This is a genomic window from Rhizobium altiplani (assembly GCF_001542405.1).
Taxonomy (GTDB): domain Bacteria; phylum Pseudomonadota; class Alphaproteobacteria; order Rhizobiales; family Rhizobiaceae; genus Rhizobium; species Rhizobium altiplani.
Map to the genome: position 1 here is coordinate 23,357 of NZ_LNCD01000037.1, position 18,334 is coordinate 41,690.

20 protein-coding genes are annotated in these 18,334 nt (G+C 60.5%); 5 read left to right on the top strand and 15 right to left on the bottom strand.

The features are described from left to right. Positions 1-23: 23 nt before the first annotated feature. The 7 genes from AS026_RS07990 to AS026_RS08020 all read right to left on the bottom strand — a co-directional run bounded on the left by AS026_RS07990 (position 24) and on the right by AS026_RS08020 (position 4,087). Positions 24-560 carry a tyrosine phosphatase family protein gene (locus AS026_RS07990; RefSeq protein WP_062369318.1) on the bottom strand — a complete coding sequence of 179 codons (537 nt, stop codon included), beginning with the start codon at positions 558-560 and terminating at the stop codon, positions 24-26. Next, positions 557-1,162: a YfbR-like 5'-deoxynucleotidase gene (locus AS026_RS07995; RefSeq protein ID WP_062369319.1), complete on the bottom strand. Its 606-nt coding sequence runs from the start codon at positions 1,160-1,162 to the stop codon at positions 557-559. The genes AS026_RS07990 and AS026_RS07995 overlap by 4 nt, the downstream gene beginning before the upstream one ends. Further along, positions 1,159-1,992 (bottom strand): CAF17-like 4Fe-4S cluster assembly/insertion protein YgfZ, encoded by an 834-nt coding sequence (gene ygfZ, locus AS026_RS08000; protein WP_062369320.1) that lies wholly within the window; start codon positions 1,990-1,992, stop codon positions 1,159-1,161. Before ygfZ ends, AS026_RS07995 begins: the two co-directional genes overlap by 4 nt. A 61-nt stretch (positions 1,993-2,053) precedes the next feature. Next, a complete protein-coding gene (locus AS026_RS08005; RefSeq protein WP_018857414.1) occupies positions 2,054-2,800 on the bottom strand; it encodes a glycoside hydrolase family 12 protein in 747 nt (248 codons plus the stop codon). A gap of 17 nt (positions 2,801-2,817) precedes the next feature. Beyond that, positions 2,818-3,075, bottom strand: coding sequence for a hypothetical protein (locus AS026_RS08010; protein WP_018857413.1), 258 nt, complete (start codon positions 3,073-3,075; stop codon positions 2,818-2,820). A gap of 100 nt (positions 3,076-3,175) precedes the next feature. Then, entirely contained in the window at positions 3,176-3,607 is a 432-nt protein-coding gene (locus AS026_RS08015; protein WP_062369321.1) for a TIGR02301 family protein, read from the bottom strand. A 60-nt stretch (positions 3,608-3,667) separates the two neighbouring features. Next, a complete protein-coding gene (locus AS026_RS08020) occupies positions 3,668-4,087 on the bottom strand; it encodes an NUDIX hydrolase (protein ID WP_062369322.1) in 420 nt (139 codons plus the stop codon). A gap of 88 nt (positions 4,088-4,175) precedes the next feature. Here AS026_RS08020 and AS026_RS08025 point away from each other — a divergent pair, with 88 nt between their 5' ends. The 3 genes from AS026_RS08025 to AS026_RS08035 are packed head-to-tail and all read left to right on the top strand — an operon-like array spanning position 4,176 to position 5,969. Beyond that, positions 4,176-4,496, top strand: a complete 321-nt coding sequence (locus tag AS026_RS08025) for a YnfA family protein (protein WP_018857410.1) — start codon at positions 4,176-4,178, stop codon at positions 4,494-4,496. A gap of 46 nt (positions 4,497-4,542) precedes the next feature. Next, complete coding sequence (locus AS026_RS08030) at positions 4,543-5,307, top strand: SOS response-associated peptidase (RefSeq protein WP_062369323.1); 765 nt, start codon at positions 4,543-4,545, stop codon at positions 5,305-5,307. Positions 5,308-5,345: 38 nt separating this feature from the next. Next, positions 5,346-5,969, top strand: a complete 624-nt coding sequence (locus tag AS026_RS08035; protein ID WP_025659849.1) for a LysE/ArgO family amino acid transporter — start codon at positions 5,346-5,348, stop codon at positions 5,967-5,969. Here the strand turns inward: AS026_RS08035 and AS026_RS08040 are convergent. The 6 genes from AS026_RS08040 to AS026_RS08060 form a co-directional block, all read right to left on the bottom strand. Continuing rightward, entirely contained in the window at positions 5,966-7,738 is a 1,773-nt protein-coding gene (locus AS026_RS08040; protein WP_062369324.1) for an adenylate/guanylate cyclase domain-containing protein, read from the bottom strand. The genes AS026_RS08035 and AS026_RS08040 overlap by 4 nt on opposite strands. Before the next feature lie 157 nt (positions 7,739-7,895). Continuing rightward, positions 7,896-8,036, bottom strand: coding sequence for a hypothetical protein (locus tag AS026_RS42250; RefSeq protein ID WP_007531226.1), 141 nt, complete (start codon positions 8,034-8,036; stop codon positions 7,896-7,898). Positions 8,037-8,198: 162 nt separating this feature from the next. Beyond that, on the bottom strand, positions 8,199-9,047 hold the full coding sequence (gene pssA, locus AS026_RS08045; protein WP_018857405.1) for a CDP-diacylglycerol--serine O-phosphatidyltransferase: 849 nt from the start codon (positions 9,045-9,047) through the stop codon (positions 8,199-8,201). A 13-nt stretch (positions 9,048-9,060) separates the two neighbouring features. Next, positions 9,061-9,759, bottom strand: a complete 699-nt coding sequence (locus AS026_RS08050; protein WP_025659847.1) for a phosphatidylserine decarboxylase — start codon at positions 9,757-9,759, stop codon at positions 9,061-9,063. A 242-nt stretch (positions 9,760-10,001) separates the two neighbouring features. After that, on the bottom strand, positions 10,002-11,879 hold the full coding sequence (locus tag AS026_RS08055) for an ABCB family ABC transporter ATP-binding protein/permease (RefSeq protein ID WP_062369325.1): 1,878 nt from the start codon (positions 11,877-11,879) through the stop codon (positions 10,002-10,004). A gap of 203 nt (positions 11,880-12,082) precedes the next feature. Beyond that, the gene (locus AS026_RS08060) at positions 12,083-14,035 is read right to left on the bottom strand and encodes a LysM peptidoglycan-binding domain-containing protein (RefSeq protein WP_062369326.1); all 1,953 of its coding nucleotides are present in this window, start codon (positions 14,033-14,035) and stop codon (positions 12,083-12,085) included. Between the two features lie 155 nt (positions 14,036-14,190). Here AS026_RS08060 and AS026_RS08065 point away from each other — a divergent pair, with 155 nt between their 5' ends. Continuing rightward, positions 14,191-14,817: an LOG family protein gene (locus tag AS026_RS08065; protein ID WP_025659844.1), complete on the top strand. Its 627-nt coding sequence runs from the start codon at positions 14,191-14,193 to the stop codon at positions 14,815-14,817. Positions 14,818-14,826: 9 nt separating this feature from the next. Here AS026_RS08065 and rarD read toward each other — a convergent pair whose 3' ends face one another. Further along, entirely contained in the window at positions 14,827-15,741 is a 915-nt protein-coding gene (rarD, locus tag AS026_RS08070) for an EamA family transporter RarD (RefSeq protein ID WP_025659843.1), read from the bottom strand. Positions 15,742-15,846: 105 nt separating this feature from the next. Between rarD and AS026_RS08075 the strand changes: the two genes are divergently transcribed. Then, complete coding sequence (locus AS026_RS08075; RefSeq protein ID WP_062369337.1) at positions 15,847-16,713, top strand: protein-L-isoaspartate O-methyltransferase family protein; 867 nt, start codon at positions 15,847-15,849, stop codon at positions 16,711-16,713. A 3-nt stretch (positions 16,714-16,716) separates the two neighbouring features. Here AS026_RS08075 and cimA read toward each other — a convergent pair whose 3' ends face one another. Further along, a complete protein-coding gene (gene cimA / locus AS026_RS08080) occupies positions 16,717-18,333 on the bottom strand; it encodes a citramalate synthase (RefSeq protein WP_062369327.1) in 1,617 nt (538 codons plus the stop codon). Position 18,334 lies beyond the last annotated feature (1 nt).

The following is an 18,334-nucleotide window of genomic DNA, read 5'->3' on the forward strand; positions in this document are numbered from 1 at the left end:
CTCGAGGGATAACCGGTATCGACTCAAAACGTTCCAGCGGTCGGCTCGTCCAAAGCCAGTGTGAAAGGTGCGTTTCCATCCGCGTCCGCGCCACGGCCGATGCTTCGAACCGCATCGACCAGCCGCCCTCCGCGGCCGAGCAGGTCATCGCCGATCTGGATCAGCCGCGCATTCGGCGTGGCAAAAGGCGATGCAGTGCGCAGCCGGCGAACGAGTGCCGAATCCCCCTGCTCCGGCGACACGGAAAGGGCGGCGATCAAGGCCGCCGCCGGCGACCGGGAGACGCCCATCCAACAGTGGATCAAGAGTGGCGCAGTGCGATCCCACTCGCGGGCAAAACCGATGATCTCCCGCGCATGCGTTTCATCCGGCGCGACAAGGTTACCGGTTCCCTTGAACGCGATGTCGTTCATATGGAGGAGAAGATGCCGGTGCGCCTGAATCACGGCAGGCCGGTGGAAAGCCTGTTCCTTCGCCATCAGGCTGATCATCTCACGGGCGCCATGCCGGACTGCCATTTCGGCGATCCGGGCAAGCGGAGCGACAATGATGACAGTCATGCTTTGCTGCTCCGCATGGCCTCAATTGTCTCGAAGCGCTCGCAAAAGAGGCGCTGCGCCTCGACTGCCGGCAGTGGCGTCATCAGCAACATGTCTTTTGTGATTCCGCGCGGCTGGCCGAAGAATTTCTTTGCCTCAGTGGACGTAAACCCGGCAAGCTGAGTTGCCTCGAAATACGCAGCGATGGTGTCAGCCTTCTTGATCTTCTCCTTGAGTTCGCGCGTAGGGTGGGGCGGCAGGCCAAACCGAAGGTGGACGGCCGCTTCCAACCGCTTTTCGACGGCCTTGTATCCGCCGCCGACGACCGACTTGAACGGCGAGATCATGTCGCCGATGACATACTCCGGCGCATCATGCAGCAGCGCCATCAGCCGCTGATCGGCTGTCGCCTCGTTGAGGTGGTGGAAAATATCCTCCACGACAAGGCAATGCTGGGCGACGGAGAAGGCGTGATCTCCCGAGGTCTGCCCGTTCCAGCGGGCAACGCGCGCAAGCCCATGCGCAATATCGCTCACCTCGACGTCGAGAGGAGAGGGGTCGAGCAGATCAAGCCGGCGGCCCGAGAGCATGCGCTGCCACGCGCGCGGCGCCTTTGTCGTCACGCGCTGGCCTCGTCCGCCGTCGACGGGAACGTCAGCCCTGTCCAGGCGGGTAGTTCGAGAATGACGGCCGTCTCGCCTGCCAATAGAGGCGTCGCTGTCGCAATGGCCTCACCGGCACGGTCGATGCGAACGATCGCGAGGCCGCCTTTTCCGACGACCGATCCGAGCGTGCCGACCGGCTTGCCCCCGGCGGTGATCTCCGTCCCGGAGGGCGGCAGCGCCGTCTCGCCTTTCACGGTGACGACACGGCGGCGCGCCGTGCCGCGATGCTGCATGCGCGAGACGACCTCCTGGCCGACATAGCAGCCCTTCTTGAAGGAGAGGCCGCCGTTGAAGTCCATCAGGACATCGTGCGGGAAGGCATCCTGCAGCGCATAGTCCTGCCCGGATACGGCAACGCCGCTCGCGATGCGCAATGCGTCATAGATTTCGCTGTCATTGGCACCGTGCTGCCCCGCCTGGCGGACGAGCGCCACGCCAGCTTTGGCAAAGCGGCTATCGGCTGGACCCGTATTTGCGCCGTCCCAAGAAACCGTCACGCCCTCGCCGGCAGGCGAAAGGTCGACGGCGGCTCTGAGCTTGTACATCCTCAGTCGCTTAAGCAGCGCATCCCGCTGATCATCGTCCGTATCGATGATGAACCCATCGCCGTCCTGCCAGATCATGAAATCGAACAGGATTTTGCCCTGCGGCGTCAACAACGCGCCCGGCCGTGCTTCATCCGCTGCGAGCGCGGCAAGATCGGTCGTGATCAGGTTCTGCAGAAAGGATTGGGCCTCCGGACCGCTCACCCGTATAAGCGAGCGGTTCTTCAGAAATACGGCTGGCATGGCGCACCTGTCGCGTTCGTTATCGCTCAGATGTATGTCTTCGGTGAGGGGATCGCAAGCCTCAGTCGCCGGCGGTGAAGTACTTCCATTTGCCGTCGGGGGTGATGCCCAATCGATAGAAATTATAACCGCCGAACTCCTGCATGTCGGACAGGTCGCCGGCCGTAACGATGCGCAGCAATTCCACTCGCTCGGGGGGAGTCAGAGCCTTCAGGTCCTTCTCGGCGAAATAGGGCCAGACAAACATTTCGTCCGGTGTGCCCTGGCCGACATGAACGAAGCCGGTGGAAATGACATCAAGCAGGATCGCCAGGATCTCATCGCCCTCCGGATCGCCCGAAAGATCCTTGAGCGCGCTGATGGGGTCGTCCGTCGGCTCTCCGACCGTCACCTGTGTCTGAGTGGCGCCGGTGCCGAGCAGGGGGCGCAGCCGCTCGAGATCGCCCGAAGCGGCTGCCTCGACGATCTGCTCCCGCATCTTTCGAACGGGCTCGGGGACCTTGCTGATATCGTAGATGACTTCGACTGGCTTCGAGCTGTCCTCGGCGCCGGGCGTCTTGTCGTTGCTTTGGCCGGCCTGCGAATTGACCAGCGGGTCGGGCATCGGAACGCCGGGTGAGGTTGGGGAGGGGGCTGGCTTGTCGCCGCCTTGGCCAGGAGCGCTTTGTTCAACCTGTCCTGGGGTCTTCTGCAGCTCTGAGAGTGCCAGGGCCGAAGTCCCGGTCAGAAAGCTACTGGCGCTAAGGCCGATTGCAAGCAAAAGCGGCGCGATCGCGGGCCGCGAAGCATTGTCCCTAGCGGAATGCATCAAACTCTCTGTGATCGTTATTGCAGGGTGCGGTTCGGAGAAAACTCGCCGGCAAGCATGCGCTCGCGCAAGGAATCCAGAAGCGCTTCGGCACTATTCTCGCCATGGAGGCGAATAGTTTCCCGTAGCGCGTGGATGATTGCTGTATCGGCGATGATCTCGGGTTCGATTCCGTCTGCCATGCCATCAGCCCAGGCTTCGTTATGGTACTCCAAAGCCGCCTGAGTCTTCTCATGAACGATCATGTCGTCGATGTCATTGAGGCTTGGTTCCATTGTCATTTCCTCAAACTGCATGCCTTACTGCCTAGTTAACGACCTTATCAGCCTTTTCCCAAAACGACACGGCCGCCAGTGAAAAGAGGTTAATTAACCGTTAATTTCCGAACCTTGATGTTATTTCTGTGGCGAGTGTTGCACCTTCGGCACGGTATCGCTCTTCTGCCACGATGGCTGCCTGCGTGCAATCCGTGTAAACAGACGCGAAAGCGCGGTATCCGCGATTGAAAGCCGCGGTCAGCTGTTCCTTGCGCTGCGGCTCGTCCTTGGCTTCTGAATCAAGCAGTTGCTGCATGCGCCCTCGCCACTCGCTACTGTTTTCCGCCTTGCACAAAGTCCTCAGGTAGTGAACCGAGCCCAACACTTCGGCAAGCCGCGATAGCTTTTCGTCGTATGGCACGGTGACCGCTTTTGGCACACTCTGCTCTGGCAACACTGGCGGCGTTGTACCCTGTGCCCATAAAGGGGCGGGTAGGGCGGCGCTTGCGCACAATGCAAGAAACAGGAACGCGCGTCGAACGGGAATCATGTTGATAGTTGATACCCTGACAGTGACGGGAACAAGGCGCTTGCTTGAGTTTCCACCTGCTTATTCGCTCCCGGACGCCAGGCGCTCGGCACATTCAAGCACGCTTTGAGGCACGGGTAACCGGCGGATCTCCTCAACGGTGAACCAGCCGATATCGGCGGCGTCGTCGGCCGCAAGGCCGATAGCCGTCTCGTCGGCCTCGACCCGAAATACGGAAAGAAAGAAGTGGTTGACGACCGCGCCGTCAGGGGCGTGCGTCTTCAAATCGTATGTAGCGAAGAGGTGAGGGTCGCGAGCTTTTATGCCGGTCTCCTCCTCCAACTCGCGCAACGCCGTTTCCTCTGGCATTTCGCCCGGTTTGGCCCGTCCTCCCGGAAACGCATACATGTCGGCCGCCGGCGGATTGCGCCGAAGCACGAGGAGGAACCGGTTGCCGCGCTGGAGGATGGCGGAGGAGGCCGCCTTCGGAATGGAACTCATGGGGTTGCCGCGTTGGTCTCTGTTGGGATGTGCTTGGCGCCGCCATTGTTCCGCCGGATATTGAACGCGGCGATTCGATGGAGCTCTCGTGACTTATATCATTTATACTGCAGCAGCTGTTTTCGAGATTGCCGGCTGCTTCACCTTCTGGGCCTGGCTGAGAATGGCAAAGCCCGTCTGGTGGCTGGCGCCCGGTATGGTGTCCCTCGCGCTGTTTGCATGGCTCCTCACTTTCGTGCCGAGTGAGGCCGCCGGCCGCACCTTCGCTGCCTATGGCGGCATCTATATCGTGGCTTCTCTGATGTGGCTGTGGATCGTCGAGAACCGTGTGCCCGACCGCTGGGACATTGGTGGCGCGCTCGTCTGCCTTTGCGGCTCGGCAATCATCCTACTCGCACCGCGCGGCTGAGGCGGCTACCCTTGACCGTCGCCGGACGGAGTGCAAAGACATCCGAATGTGTGGACGTTATGCCCTGACAATATCCCCGGAGGAATTGAAGGAAGTTCTGGGGATCATGGATCTCGAGGACTTTCCCGCGCGTTACAACATTGCGCCGACCCAGCCCATCCTCGTCGTCGTTTCGGATGAAACGCGGGAGAAAGGCAGCAACCTCCCGGAGCGGCGCGCGGTGCTCGTACGATGGGGCTTTACGCCGGGATGGGTGAAGGATCCCAAGCAATTTCCGCTGTTGATCAATGCCCGCGCCGAAACGGCGATCGGCAAGGCGTCGTTTCGTGCGGCGATGCGCCATCGGCGCGTGCTCGTGCCAGGCTCCGGCTTCTATGAATGGCAACGCCCCGGCAAGGAGAGGGGCGAGAAGTCCCAGACCTATTGGATCAGGCCGCGCCGCGGCGGCATTGTGGCGTTCGCCGGCCTGATGGAAACATGGTCGTCCGCAGACGGTTCGGAAGTCGACACCGGTGCGATCCTGACGACCGCGGCAAATGCCGCCATCGCTCCGATCCATGACCGCATGCCCGTCGTCATCAAGCCGGAAGACTTTTCGCGCTGGCTGGATTGCAAGACACAGGAGCCACGGGACGTCGCCGACTTGATGAAGCCGGTCGAAGAAGATTTTTTCGAGGCGATCCCCGTCTCCGACAAGGTCAACAAAGTGACCAATGTGGGGTCCGACCTCCAGGACAAGGTGGCTGTTGATAAGCTGCCGTCGCCGCCTGAAAAGAAAAAGCCGGATGACGGCCAGCTCAGCTTCTTCTAATCTGATAATCCCACCGCATAATTCTTCCGGAAAATCACATGATCTCCATTTCTGCCGCGCTTTCCGGCTTCTTCCTTGGTGCGTCGCTCATTATCGCCATTGGTGCACAGAATGCGTTCATTCTGCGCCAGGGCCTGCTGCGCTCACACGTCTTCATCCTGTGCCTGATCTGCGCCGTATCGGATGCAGTGCTGATCGCAGCCGGCGTTGCCGGGCTGGGAACGCTTGTTGCCCAGTCGCCGACGCTCCTCTCGGCTGTGACGCTAGGTGGGGCAATTTTTCTCGGTTCGTATGCCGTTCTGGCATTCCGTCGCGCTCTTCATCCCGGCGCGATGCAGGCGGGTTCTCCGCAGACACTGGGTCTGAAGGCTGCAGTCGCGTCTTGCCTAGCCTTTACCTTTCTGAACCCGCACGTCTACCTGGACATGGTCGTTCTGATTGGCAGCCTGTCCGCGCCCTATAGCGGTGCAGACCGCATCGCCTACGGTGTCGGTGCCGCGACGGCGTCGTTCATCTGGTTTTTCGGCCTAGGCTACGGCGCTCGCCTGTTGCAGCCGGTTTTTGCAAAACCCGCAGCCTGGCGGGTTCTCGATGTCATCATAGGCATTGTCATGGGGCTGCTGGCGATCAGTCTGCTGGTCCGCTTCTTCCACCCGGCCTAGGCTTCCGGCATGCCGGCCTGCGCCAACCCTGCGAGGATCGGTTCGATCCGGTCAGGGTTCTTGGCGGCTTGGCCGGCGCGGATGCGGGCGACGGTGACGCCGGGCGAGAATGCAAGCAGACCCGCAAGGTGCCGCCGCGCTTCGTCCATGCGTCCGAGTTTTGCATTGGCCGCAATCATCATCCAGAAGCACGGACCGTAATAGGCATTCGCCGCCATGGATTTGCGCCCCCAGGCCAGAGCCTCTTCATAGTTCCCGCGGACCATTTCGACATGAGCCAGCCCGGTAAGGTTCCAATGAGCACCAAGGCTGTTTGGACTCAGTCGTTCGGCGCGCAAGAAATATGTGACGGCCTCATCGAGACTGCCGCAATGGAGGTTCGCGACGCCCGCATAGTTGACGACGTCGAGGTTGTTGGGGTTGAAGGCAACGGCCTGGCAGACCAACTCGAAACCTCGATCGTACTGCTTCAGGTACTGCATCAGAGTATTGCCGCAGATCCCCACGACGGACGCGTCGCCATGGCCATGCACAAGCGCCCGCTCGATGTAGTTCTCGCAGAGTGCTCGCTGATCCTCGACCCCCGGCAGCTTCCAGCCCAGAGTGCCGCGTTGCATGAGCAACCCGACTGCCGTCGCAAGATAGGTCGCGTTGTTAGGCTCGAGGGCGATTGCCTTGTTGATCAGGGCGAGGGAGGCGTCGTTCCGCTCTGGCATGTCGGAGTAGAAGCTTCCCATGGTCTGAAGGTAGAAATCATAGGCTTCAATGCTCTCTGGCCGCTCCCTTCGTGAAAGCGCGATCTCGGCAGACTTGATCTGGGGCTCAACAATCGAGACGACGCTCTCAGTGATGCGATCCTGGAAATCAAAAATTTCTTCCGCAGAGCCATCGTAGTGCTCTGCCCACAGGTGCGCACCGGTCGCGCCTTCGACGAGCTGTGCGGTAATGCGCAAGCGGTTACCGGCGCGCCGCACGCTGCCTTCCAGCACGTAGCGTACGCCAAGCTCGCGAGCGACCTGGCGCACATCGATCGCGCGGCCCTTGTAGATAAAGGAGGAGTTGCGGGCGATCACCGCGAAGGAGCGGAAACGACTGAGCGCCGTGATCATGTCTTCGACAACGCCATCGGCGAAATACTCCTGCTGGACATCGCCGCTCATATTCTGGAAGGGAAGCACGGCCAGCGACGGCCGGAGGTTGTCTTTTGCCTTTTGCAAGAGAGCACTGGTAGGGCTTGGGTGAGCGTCCGGCTGCCATTTCCAGATCCGGACTGGCCGATCGATGTTCCTGAGTTGGACGTCGCCACCGTCCTCGAATTCCGCGTCGACGCGCCCTACGATGTTCTCCCTGACGCTCGATGCGATGCAGACACCGCCGGGTTCCGCCAGCGGTTCCAGACGCGCGGCAATGTTTACGCCGTCACCATAAATATCGTCACCATCGATAACGACATCGCTGAGATTGATCCCGATGCGCAGCGTGATTCCTGGATGGGAGGCGTCGTTGCCCGAAGCGGCGGCGGTGCGTTGCACCGAAAGCGCGAACTTGACCGCATCAACGGCGCTGCCAAACTCGACGAGAGCGCCGTCGCCAACAAGCTTGATGACGCGGCCGTTGTGGTTCTCGACCTCAGGATTGAAGACAGACAGCCGGTGATGCTTCAACGCGGCAAGCGTGCCTGCCTCATCCTTTGCCATCATCCGCGAATAGCCAACGACATCAGCGACAAGGATCGCACTGAGCTTGCGATTTGTCTGGACGTCGGTCATATCGCCTCCGAACTGGCTTATGGACGTGTATCCTAGCAGTTCGGTTCAACCACGTCGCGCCGGATGAGGACGCGCGTTGGATTTTCAATGAAGCATGGAGGCAAGGGTCTGATCTTGGCGCTGTCGGTCCCATCGACAGCGCGGCATTTGCCTCGCCCTAGGCAATCTTCTTGACGAGCGGTGGCTTGCTCTTGAGCATCAGGGCGGCCGCAAGAACGGCCTTCAGGCCGAGCGGGCGGTAGTTGGCGCTGAGGTCGGACTTCGCCGGCTGTTCGACGCTTGTCTTCTTCGGGGTCACAATACTCTCCTCACGTGTGCTGTCCCTAGACTCTTATATTTATTGCTCTTTTGCGTGTAATAGCGACAAAATCGAGGCGCCGCTTATCAGGAATTGTGTATCCGATGCATATTTCGCGAGGCTTGAGTCAGGCATTCTTCGGCAAAGGAGAGTTGAAAAATGTCAGATATGACGGCCGATATCGTCCTCGCCGACACCCGGTTCCTCGATGGTCAGCGTGCCGTATTTCCGCTTCCACTTGCGCGCGCCGAACGGCAGCGTCAGCAGGTAGATGACGGCGGTCACGACCATGACTTCCCATGTGAAGCTCGACAGTAGCGCCACGTAGAGAACGACCCCGAGCATGACCGGCAGCACCAGATCACGCCGCAGCCTGCTGCCCTCGGACTTGCCCGACCAGACAGGAAGGCGGCTAATGAGCAGGAACGCGATCAGAACCGTATAAACGGATGAAAAATAAGCGAAAGTGCGATCGGTCGTCAGCCCAAGGAAGCCGAGATAGACAGGGAGCAGCACCAGCATCGCGCCGGCTGGCGCGGGCACGCCGACGAAATACTCCGACTGCCAGGTTGCCTTGTTCTCGCGCTCGGCCATGACGTTGAAGCGAGCCAGACGAAGGCCCGCCGCAATGGAGTAGATCAGGGCGGCGATCCAGCCGATGGAGCGGGCCTGATCCAGTGCAAAGACATAGACGACAAGCGCGGGCGCGACGCCGAAATTCACGATATCAGCCAGCGAATCCATCTGCGCGCCGAACTTCGACGTCGCCTTCATCAGGCGGGCAACGCGGCCGTCGATCCCATCGAGGAATGCGGCGAGAAGCACCATGCCGACCGCAAGCTCGTACCGGTTCTCGAATGCAAGGCGGATGCCGGTGAGGCCGGCACAGATCGCCAGGATCGTGATGAGATTGGGAATGATAAGGCGAAGCGGGATCTCGCGAAGCCGTGGTCCGCGGCCCGAATCGTCAGGCGGACCGTTGGGCTCGAAAGGCGGGAAGGGCGTTTCCATGTCGCGCTCCAGTCTAGCTTCGACGGCTGACGACCGGGCCCTTGGTGGAGCCGAATTCGGCCAGCACGGTTTCTCCGGCAATTGCCGTCTGGCCGAGCGTCACCCGGGGCGCTGCGCCGGCCGGGAGAAATACATCAAGGCGCGAACCGAAGCGAATCAGGCCGAAGCGTTCGCCGGCATCCAGAGGCTCGCCCGTATTGGCCCAGCAAAGGATACGCCGAGCAACGAGGCCGGCGATCTGAACGACCCCGATCTGGCCGTGCGAGGTTTCGATGACAAGACCGTTGCGTTCGTTGTCTTCGCTTGCCTTGTCGAGTTCGGCATTCACGAAGCTGCCCGACCGGTAGTTGACGCTGACGATCCGCCCGCGCACCGGGGAGCGGTTCACATGGCAGTTGAAGACGTTCATGAACACCGAGATGCGCAGCATCGGCTCGCTGCCGAGATTCAGTTCGGCGGGCGGTACGACCATCTGGACCGACGACACTTTGCCATCGGCCGGCGAAATGACGAGATCGTCATCCTGTGGCGTCATTCTCTCGGGATCACGGAAGAAATAGGCGCACCACAGCGTCAGGATCAGCCCGATCCAGAACAGCGGCTTGAAGATCCAGCCCAGAATGAGCGAGGCGACGAAGAAGGCGGCGATGAAGGGATAACCTTCCTTGTGCACCGGAACGATCGTGTTGCGTACCGTATTGAACAAGCTCATTTATGCCGCGCTCCTAAAGCATGTCTCCCGAAAGCGGCAACCGGTTTCGGGCCAAAGACATGCGTGAAAACAAAGAACTAAAGCGCAACAAGCGAATCTGTAACATTGCGTTGTGCTTTGGCGTTCTTTTCTCATCGCTGGTTACAGGGAAACCGCAGCTGGGGCAATGCTGCGGCTCCTTGACCCCACATCTATGACGGGCTTCTGAACAGCAAAGCAGCTCAAATGCCGTCCATTGGTGGCTAGCTCGCGGGAGCAAGCCTGTTCACAACCCCCATGTCGTCGCTCTCGCGGACCTGCTTCAGGTGCTCTTCGGCCTGCGTGGCCTCGCGCTGGCGATTCCACATCGAGGCATATAGGCCATTCTTCTGGAGAAGCGTGGTGTGGGTACCGCGTTCAGCAATCTCGCCGCTTTTCAGAACGATGATTTCGTCCGCGCCGATAACCGTTGACAGCCGGTGGGCGATGACGAGCGTTGTGCGGTTCTTGGATACAACATCGAGTGCGGTCTGGATATCGCGCTCGGTGGTGGTGTCGAGGGCCGATGTTGCCTCGTCGAGGATTAGAATCGGTGGAGCTTTCAGGACCGTTCGAGCGATTGCAACACGCTGCTTCTCACCACCGGAGAGTTTCAGGCCACGCTCGCCAACCTTGGTATCAAAGCCCTCGGGCAACAGATCGATGAAGTGAGCGATCTGGGCGATCTCGGCTGCTGCCTTGACCTCTGCATCAGTAGCCGATGGACGCCCGTAGCGGATGTTGTAGGCAACCGTATCGTTGAAAAGGACGGTGTCTTGCGGGACCATCCCGATGACCGATCGCAGGCTCTTCTGGGTCACTGTCCGGATGTCCTGGCCATCGACCGAGACCGAACCGCTTTGAATGTCATAGAAACGATAGAGCAAGCGCGACAAGGTCGATTTACCGGCGCCCGACGGACCAACCACGGCGACCGTCTTGCCCGCAGGCACTTCGAAGGAGATACCTTTTAGGATCGGACGGGCAGGGTCATAGGAAAAGTGCACATCCTTGAAGGAGATGGCACCTTGCCTGATATCCAAAGGCGCCGCCTCGGGCGCATCCATCACTTCAGCCTTGACTTCGAGGAGATCGAACATCTGCTCGATATCCGTCAACCCCTGGCGAATTTCACGATAGACAAAGCCGATGAAGTTCAAGGGAACGGAAAGCTGCAGCAGCATGGCGTTGACGAAGACGAAGTCGCCGACGGTCTGCTCGCCACGTTGGACGGCAAGGGCCGACAGGATGAGCATCACCGTCGTGCCCAGGCCAAAAATCACGCCCTGGCCGAAGTTGAGCCAGCCGAGCGAGGTCCAGACATCCGTGGCCGCCTTCTCGTAGCGTTCCATCGACCTGTCGAAGCGCCGCGCCTCCATCTCCTCGTTGCCGAAATACTTGACCGTCTCGAAGTTGAGGAGGGAGTCGATAGCCTTGGTATTGGCGTCGGTATCGCTGTCGTTCATCGTGCGGCGGATCGCGATGCGCCAGTCGCTGGCGCGGATCGTGAACCAGATATAGGCCCAGACGGTGAACGCGGTGACGGCGAGATAGGAAAAGCCGTAGCCCCACCAGAAGATGATGGCCGTCAGCAAAAATTCGATCAGCGTCGGCACGGAGTTGAGGATCGTAAATCGCACGATGGTCTCGATCCCCTTGGTGCCACGCTCGATGACACGCGAAAGTCCACCCGTCTTGCGTTCGAGATGAAAGCGCAACGACAGTTCATGCATGTGCACGAAGGTCTTGTAGGCCAATTGCCGGACAGCATGCTGCCCGACGCTGGCAAAGAGCGCGTCGCGCAACTGGTTCAGACCGAGCTGGATGAGGCGGGTGAGGTTGTAGGCAATGACCAACGCCGTCGCGCCGACAAGCAGGTCCGGCAGCTTGCCGGCGAGGTCCATCTTCCCGTTCAGCGCATCGGTCGACCACTTGAAGAAATAGGGGACGAGCAGCAGTACGAACTTCGAAACGAGGAGGTAAACCGAAGCCCAGACGACCCGCATCTTGAGATCCGGGCGACCTGTTGGCCACATGTAGGGCCACAGATTGAACAGCGTCCGCAGGAGGTTGGAATCAGAGACTGTCTTGCCGTTTGCCATGCGAATCTCCCGCCGAAAGGCGCTGATGGCGCTGCGTTGCCGACAAATTTGGGAGCCGCGGAAATGCCGAAAGGGGCTCGCCGGACATGATCGTCGTCACCGCCACACAGGGGTTGGCGGGACCAATACAACAAATGGGTGCCGCAGGAAAAGAGCGGCCGGACGTGATATCCGTCCGGCCGCTCTATCAAGATGGGATCGCCTTAGAGGTGTTCGCCCGACAGCCGCTTGCGGTGAAGCTCTTCCGCGTTCGGCAGGGCATCCTTGGGAAGGCCGAAGATCTGTCCCGGCAAGATGCGGTCCGGGTTTGTGATCTTGTCCTCGTTGGCGACATAGATCGTCGTGTAGCGAACGCCCGCACCATAGACGCGCCGCGATATCTGCCAGAGCGTATCACCGCGGCGGATAATGACCGTCTCGTTGCTCGGTGCGAGCGGCGCCTGCTCGATCGTCGTCGGACCGCCCTGGTCTCCAGCGATCTCGTTGGTCGCAGGTGCATTCGGCGCGGCCGGTGCAGTGGAAGGAGCGGTCAGCTGGGCGATGTCGGCGTCGAGCTTGCCCAGCGCATCGCCGACGGATTTCGCATCCTTTGGCAGAGCCTGCAGCATGCTCAGGGCATCGGCTGCGGCCTGGGCAGCGATCGAAGCCTGCTGCTTGACGTCGGCTGTGGCATCGGCTGCGCTGCGGAATTCCACGATGGCACGCAGGGCGAATTCGGTCGCGGAGCGGGCCGCCGCGAGCTCTTCCGCTCCCGGTATCTTGCCGTCGGCGAAGAGCCCGTTGAGCAGGGAGAAGGCCTTGGTGGCATCATTCTTCAGCTTTCCGAGCGTACCTTCATCCAGTGGCACGGTCCCCGCCGCGCTTCCGCCGTTAGGCTTCACGCTCTGCGCGGCAACCGTGACCTGATTTCCTTCCGGGCGGTTGAAATTCACCGACGCGCGAACGGCGACCTTACCGGCGTCATCGAGAACATCGACGCGAATCTTGTGATCGCCGACCGAAAGCGGCATCACGCCATCGACAACGAAATGACCGTCGGGACCGGCCTTCGCCTTGCCGATCAGCTGGCCGTCGGCATAGGCGACGACGTTCGCCGAGGCCTTCGCCATGCCTGCGACAAAGATCTTGTCGCCTTCGATCTCGACGGCGCTGACCATGACGTCGTTAGCCGTCGTCGAACCTGTACCAGCCGGCGCGCTCGCGGCATCCGACGAACTCGGAGCAGTACCGCCATTGGAGGCGACCTGAGTATCCGGCTTGGGCGCGGTTATGACGCGGCTGGCGGTGCCCGGCTTGGAGACCATCGCCAGCAGTTCGGAGTTCTTGCCATCCGTGGGAACGGATACGGTCGCAATTTCTTCCGATGTCGAAGCTTTGCCATCCTTGCCGGTGGCTCGCAGGACGAGCTGGTGGTCGCCGGCGGAGAGCGGATTATCGAGCACCGCAACGAAATCGCCAGTCGGGCCGACGTCCGTCGTCGTCACGACCTTGTCCCCATCCAGGATTTCAAGCTTGCTGTTCGGTACTGCCGAACCGGCGATGACCGTAGAGCCATCCGGTTCTACGCGCAGCACGTCGAAAGTGGGGAGCTTGTTGGCGTTTTCCGCAGGCGAGGCCGCGACCGACGGTTCGCTGGCCGGCTCCGGGGAGCCTGTCAGCGCCGCTTCGGCTTTTGCGATCGCCGTTGCCGCATCGGCAATATTCTCCGGTAGCGCCTTGACGATCGTCAGCGCCTTGGCTGCACCGTCTTTTGTCTTGGTGGCGGCGGCAGCCGTGACCGGGTTCGTGCCATCAGGAATCGCAAAGTCCGCAAGTGCCTGCAGTGAGGTCGTCGCCTTCGACTTGGCTGTCTCGAAAACTTCCTGTGTCGGACCCTTGCCGTCTGCAAAGAGCGCCTTAAGTTCGGAGATGGATTGGGCCGCCTCCGAAGCAAGCCGACCCACTTTCTGCGTGGTCTCTGCATCGTCGGGAACTGAAGGGCGCGATGTCTTGGCGGTTTCGGTGACTGTTTTCTTTACTTCGGAGCCGGCCTGGTTAATTGCATCACCAACTTTGGCGGCGTCTCCGCCGATGCGGGGCATGACAAAAAAGACCATCAATAGAATTGCGATTACAAGCACTGCAAGGGCCAGCAAGCCGGCACGGTTTCTCATCATCACGTCTCCCCAGGCGGCAATCTTGCCGGACTTACTAAAATTGCTAGCGATTCCCGCTGCTTTGCACAAGCAGTCAAAGCGGTAAGGCAATAGTAAGACGCAGCTTTTCCGTCATTTTTCTTGACTGGAGGCAGAGAGAATAGTTGTTTGCCCCTATGACAGATCAATCTCATTCCATTCGCTCCATTTGTGTTTACTGCGGCTCGCGACCGGGCAGCGATCCTCGCCATATGGCGGCCGGCCGTGCGCTGGGTAAGGAAATCGCGGACTACGGCCTGCGCCTCGTCTATGGCGGAGGCACCAAGGGCATCATGGGGGCTGTGGCGAGCGGCGTGCTTTCGAACGGGGGCCAGGTGACCGGGATCATTCCCGAGTTCCTGATCGACATGGAGGCTACTCGCCATTCCCTCGGCCAGCTCAATGAACTGATTGTAACGCCTAACATGCATACCCGCAAACATGCGATGTTCGAGCGCTCTGATGCGTTCGTCGCGCTGCCGGGCGGCATCGGCACGCTCGAAGAAATCGTCGAGATCATGACCTGGGCGCAGCTCGGCCGTCACGAGAAGCCGATGGTCTTTGCCAACGTCAACGGCTTCTGGGACCCGATGATGGAGCTCATGCGCCACATGACGGACGAAGGCTTCGTCCACACCGCCCATCGCGTTCAGCCGCTCGTCATCGACGACATAGCCGAGATCATCCCTGGCATCATGGCGCAGGCGGCTGAAATTGCGTCGGTCGACAGTGACGGCGAGGACGCCGTTATTTCGAAGATGTAGGGCCGGGAGTTAGCGCTCTCGGTTCCCTTTGATCATCGCCCAGCTGTAGAGGAAGAGTCCCGCCCAGATCAGTGGGAAGGCGATCATGCGTGCGGTGCCGAGCGGTTCGTGGAACACGAAGATCGCAATCAGGAAGATCATCGTCGGCGCGATGTATTGCATGATGCCGATGGTCGAAAGCCGCAGCAGCTTGGCGCCGTTGGCGTAGATCATCAGCGGTACAGCGGTAACGACGCCGCAACCGAGCAGCAGGGCCGTATCGGCCCCGCCGGTTCGAAAGAAGTGTCCTTCCCCGCTGCCGAGTTCGAGATAGAGAATGTAGAAAAAAGCCGGGATGCTGAGGATCAACACTTCGAGAAAGAAACCCTGGTTCGGGCCGAGCGGCAACGTCTTGCGAAACAGAGCGTAAAGCCCCCAGGAAATCGTCAGCGTCAGCGACACCCATGGAACACCGCCGCTATCGAGCGCCAGCACGACGACTGCAAGTCCAGCCAACGCAATCGCTCCGATCTGAATGGGGTGCAGCCGCTCCTTCAATAGCACGGAGCCGAGTAGGATGCTGAATAGCGGGTTGATGAAATAGCCGAGCGCCGCATCGAGCGAATGGCCGGCGCCGATCGCCCAGACATAGGTACCCCAGTTGACGGTGATCAGCGCTGCCGTGAGCGCTGCCATGGCCAGCATCCGCGGTGACCGCAGGGCTATCCGGATATCCTGGGTGCGGCCGAGCACGATGAGCACCAGACCTGCCAGGGGCAAGGACCAGAGAATTCGATGAGCAATGACCTCGGCCGGCGAGATATGAGCGACGGCCTTCATGTAGATCGGTAGGAAACCCCACAGAAGATAGGCTACCAGCGCAAAGGCGAAGCCACGGGGACTGTCTTCGTTTTTGGCAATCGCGGCGCTTGCATTAGCAGACATCGAGTGTTTCCATATTTGTTCTCGTTATGAGCCGCTTAACTTAACGGACGTGAATAGGCCAATTCATTTCGGTGAATATTGCCGGCCATCGCGATGGTGAAGGATATGGACGACGAAGCTCTTGCGCAGTGCCGCAGAGCATATGCATCACGGGTGCTTACGAAGGAAGGCATTCAGGACGACGATGCGTTGTTGCAGGCCTACGCGACTGTCCCGCGCGAGCGCTTTCTGGGGCCGCCACCGTGGAGGATGGCCGGTTGGAGCGGCTACGTCGATGTTCCCTCGGGCGATGCCTCCGTCGTTTATCAGGATGCGTTGTTTGCGCTTCAGCACAAGCGGCACGTCAACAACGGCAGCCCGAGCCTACACGCCCGGGGAATACACAAGCTGGCGCTCCGGCGCGGCGACATGGTCTGTCATGTGGGCGCCGGCAGCGGCTATTATACAGCGATCATGTCCCTGCTCGTTGGCGCCGAGGGTTGCGTGATTGCCGTGGAGTTCGACGGGGAACTGGCGGCGCGCGCTGAGGCCAATCTTCGGGACTATCCAAACGTGAAGGTCGTCCATGGCAACGGGGTGGAGTGGCCACGCGAACCGACCAATGCCGTCTACGTCAATTTTGCGGTTCACCGTCCCGCCGATCTCTGGGTGGAGCACCTGTCGATCGGTGGTCGGCTAATCTTTCCGCTCGGCGTTCCCGACGTCGATGCCACGGGGCCGACGGGATTGGCTTCCTATGCCGGCTTTTTCCTTTTTCGCCGTGAAGACGACGCTTACGCGGTGGAGTTTCTGTGCCCGGTGGCTTTCGTTTGGGCGGAGGCCGTATCCGGCGGATTTGACAGCTACAGACGGCTTGAAGCCTCGTTCGGCCGCGGCGGGATGCAACATGTTTGCGCCCTGCGCTGGAAAGCCGAGCGACAGGGCGACGAATGGTATTCGGAGAAGGATTGGGGCCTTGTCTACAGCCGCTGACGGCTACTCCGCCGCGATCTTGCCCGCCAATTGCCGGTTCTTCATCAGCTTGTAGATGACCGAGTCAACAAGCGCCTGGAACGACGCATCGATGATGTTCTCGGACACGCCGACCGTCCACCAGCGCACGCCGTCGCTATCGGTGGATTCGATGAGAACGCGGGTGATGGCCTCGGTGCCGCCATTGAGAATACGCACCTTGAAGTCGGCCAGCACCAGATCGTCGATCTCATGCTGATACTTCCCGAAATCCTTGCGCAGCGCGAGGTCGAGCGCGTTGACCGGGCCGTCGCCTTCGGCAACCGACATGATCGTCTGCCCCTCGATAACGATCTTCACGACCGCTTCCGAGACGATCTTCACGCGGCCATGGGAATCGAAGCGGCGCTCAACCATGACGCGGAAGCCCTCGATCGAGAAGAATTCCGGGATGGTTCCGAGGGTGCGGCGCGCCAATAGTTCGAAGCTCGCGTCGGCGCCCTCGTAGGCGTAACCGGAAGCCTCCCGCTCCTTGACCAGCGCAATCAGGCGGTCGAGTTTCGGATCATCCTTGCCGACCTCGATGCCGCGGCGCTTCAAAGCGTTGATGAAATTCGCCTTGCCGCCCTGGTCGGAGACCATGACCTTGCGGAAATTGCCGACGCTATCAGGCGTCACGTGCTCGTAGGTGCGGGGATCCTTGAGCAGCGCCGAGGCATGGATGCCGGCCTTGGTCGCGAAGGCCGAAGCGCCGACATAGGGCATCTGGTGGTCCGGCGAGCGGTTCAGAAGTTCGTCAAATGCATGCGACAGGCGCGTCAGGTTGGTCAGCCGTTCACTGTCGATCGCCGTCTCGAAGCGACGGGAATAGGTTTCCTTCAGCGCCAGTGTCGGGATCAGCGTCACGAGATTGGCATTGCCGCAGCGCTCGCCGATTCCGTTCAAGGTGCCCTGGATCTGGCGAACGCCTGCCTCCACGGCTGCGAGCGAATTGGCCACCGCCTGACCGGTATCGTTATGCGCATGGATCCCGAGACAGTGCCCGGGAACGCCTGCCACGATCAGCGCCTCGACGATCGCGCGGATTTCCGGCGGCTGTGTGCCGCCGTTGGTGTCGCAGAGCACGACCCAGCGCGCGCCGGAGTCATAGGCCGTCTTTGCACAGGCGATGGCATAGGCGGGGTTTGCCTTGTAGCCGTCGAAGAAATGTTCGCAGTCGACCATTGCCTCCTTACCGGCGGCAACGGCGGTCTTGACGCTCTCGGCGATGCTTTCGAGATTTTCCTCGTTGGTGCAGCCGAGCGCGACCTTCACATGGTAGTCCCAGCTCTTGGCAACGAAACAGATCGCGTCGCTCTCAGCCTGCAGGAGGGCTGCGAGGCCCGGATCATTTGAGGCCGAGATGCCGGCTCGCTTCGTCATTCCGAAGGCGACGAAGCGGGCCCGTGTCGTGCGCTTCTCGCTGAAGAAGGCGGAGTCAGTCGGATTGGCGCCGGGATATCCGCCTTCGACATAATCAAGGCCGAACTCATCAAGCATGCTCGCAATCGCAATCTTGTCCTCGACGGAGAAGTCGATGCCGGGCGTCTGCTGCCCGTCGCGGAGCGTCGTGTCGAAGAGGTAGATCTTTTCGCGTGTCATG

Bases quoted from the DNA above. Each gene is read 5' to 3' on its own strand.
- AS026_RS07990 (WP_062369318.1), bottom strand. From the start codon at position 560: ATGACTGTCATCATTGTCGCTCCGCTTGCCCGGATCGCCGAAATGGCA.
- ygfZ (WP_062369320.1), bottom strand. From the start codon at position 1,992: ATGCCAGCCGTATTTCTGAAGAACCGCTCGCTTATACGGGTGAGCGGT.
- AS026_RS08005 (WP_018857414.1), bottom strand. From the start codon at position 2,800: ATGCATTCCGCTAGGGACAATGCTTCGCGGCCCGCGATCGCGCCGCTT.
- AS026_RS08010 (WP_018857413.1), bottom strand. From the start codon at position 3,075: ATGGAACCAAGCCTCAATGACATCGACGACATGATCGTTCATGAGAAG.
- AS026_RS08015 (WP_062369321.1), bottom strand. From the start codon at position 3,607: ATGATTCCCGTTCGACGCGCGTTCCTGTTTCTTGCATTGTGCGCAAGC.
- AS026_RS08020 (WP_062369322.1), bottom strand. From the start codon at position 4,087: ATGAGTTCCATTCCGAAGGCGGCCTCCTCCGCCATCCTCCAGCGCGGC.
- AS026_RS08030 (WP_062369323.1), top strand. From the start codon at position 4,543: ATGTGTGGACGTTATGCCCTGACAATATCCCCGGAGGAATTGAAGGAA.
- AS026_RS08035 (WP_025659849.1), top strand. From the start codon at position 5,346: ATGATCTCCATTTCTGCCGCGCTTTCCGGCTTCTTCCTTGGTGCGTCG.
- AS026_RS08040 (WP_062369324.1), bottom strand. From the start codon at position 7,738: ATGACCGACGTCCAGACAAATCGCAAGCTCAGTGCGATCCTTGTCGCT.
- pssA (WP_018857405.1), bottom strand. From the start codon at position 9,047: ATGGAAACGCCCTTCCCGCCTTTCGAGCCCAACGGTCCGCCTGACGAT.
- AS026_RS08050 (WP_025659847.1), bottom strand. From the start codon at position 9,759: ATGAGCTTGTTCAATACGGTACGCAACACGATCGTTCCGGTGCACAAG.
- AS026_RS08055 (WP_062369325.1), bottom strand. From the start codon at position 11,879: ATGGCAAACGGCAAGACAGTCTCTGATTCCAACCTCCTGCGGACGCTG.
- AS026_RS08060 (WP_062369326.1), bottom strand. From the start codon at position 14,035: ATGATGAGAAACCGTGCCGGCTTGCTGGCCCTTGCAGTGCTTGTAATC.
- AS026_RS08065 (WP_025659844.1), top strand. From the start codon at position 14,191: ATGACAGATCAATCTCATTCCATTCGCTCCATTTGTGTTTACTGCGGC.
- rarD (WP_025659843.1), bottom strand. From the start codon at position 15,741: ATGTCTGCTAATGCAAGCGCCGCGATTGCCAAAAACGAAGACAGTCCC.
- AS026_RS08075 (WP_062369337.1), top strand. From the start codon at position 15,847: ATGGACGACGAAGCTCTTGCGCAGTGCCGCAGAGCATATGCATCACGG.
- cimA (WP_062369327.1), bottom strand. From the start codon at position 18,333: ATGACACGCGAAAAGATCTACCTCTTCGACACGACGCTCCGCGACGGG.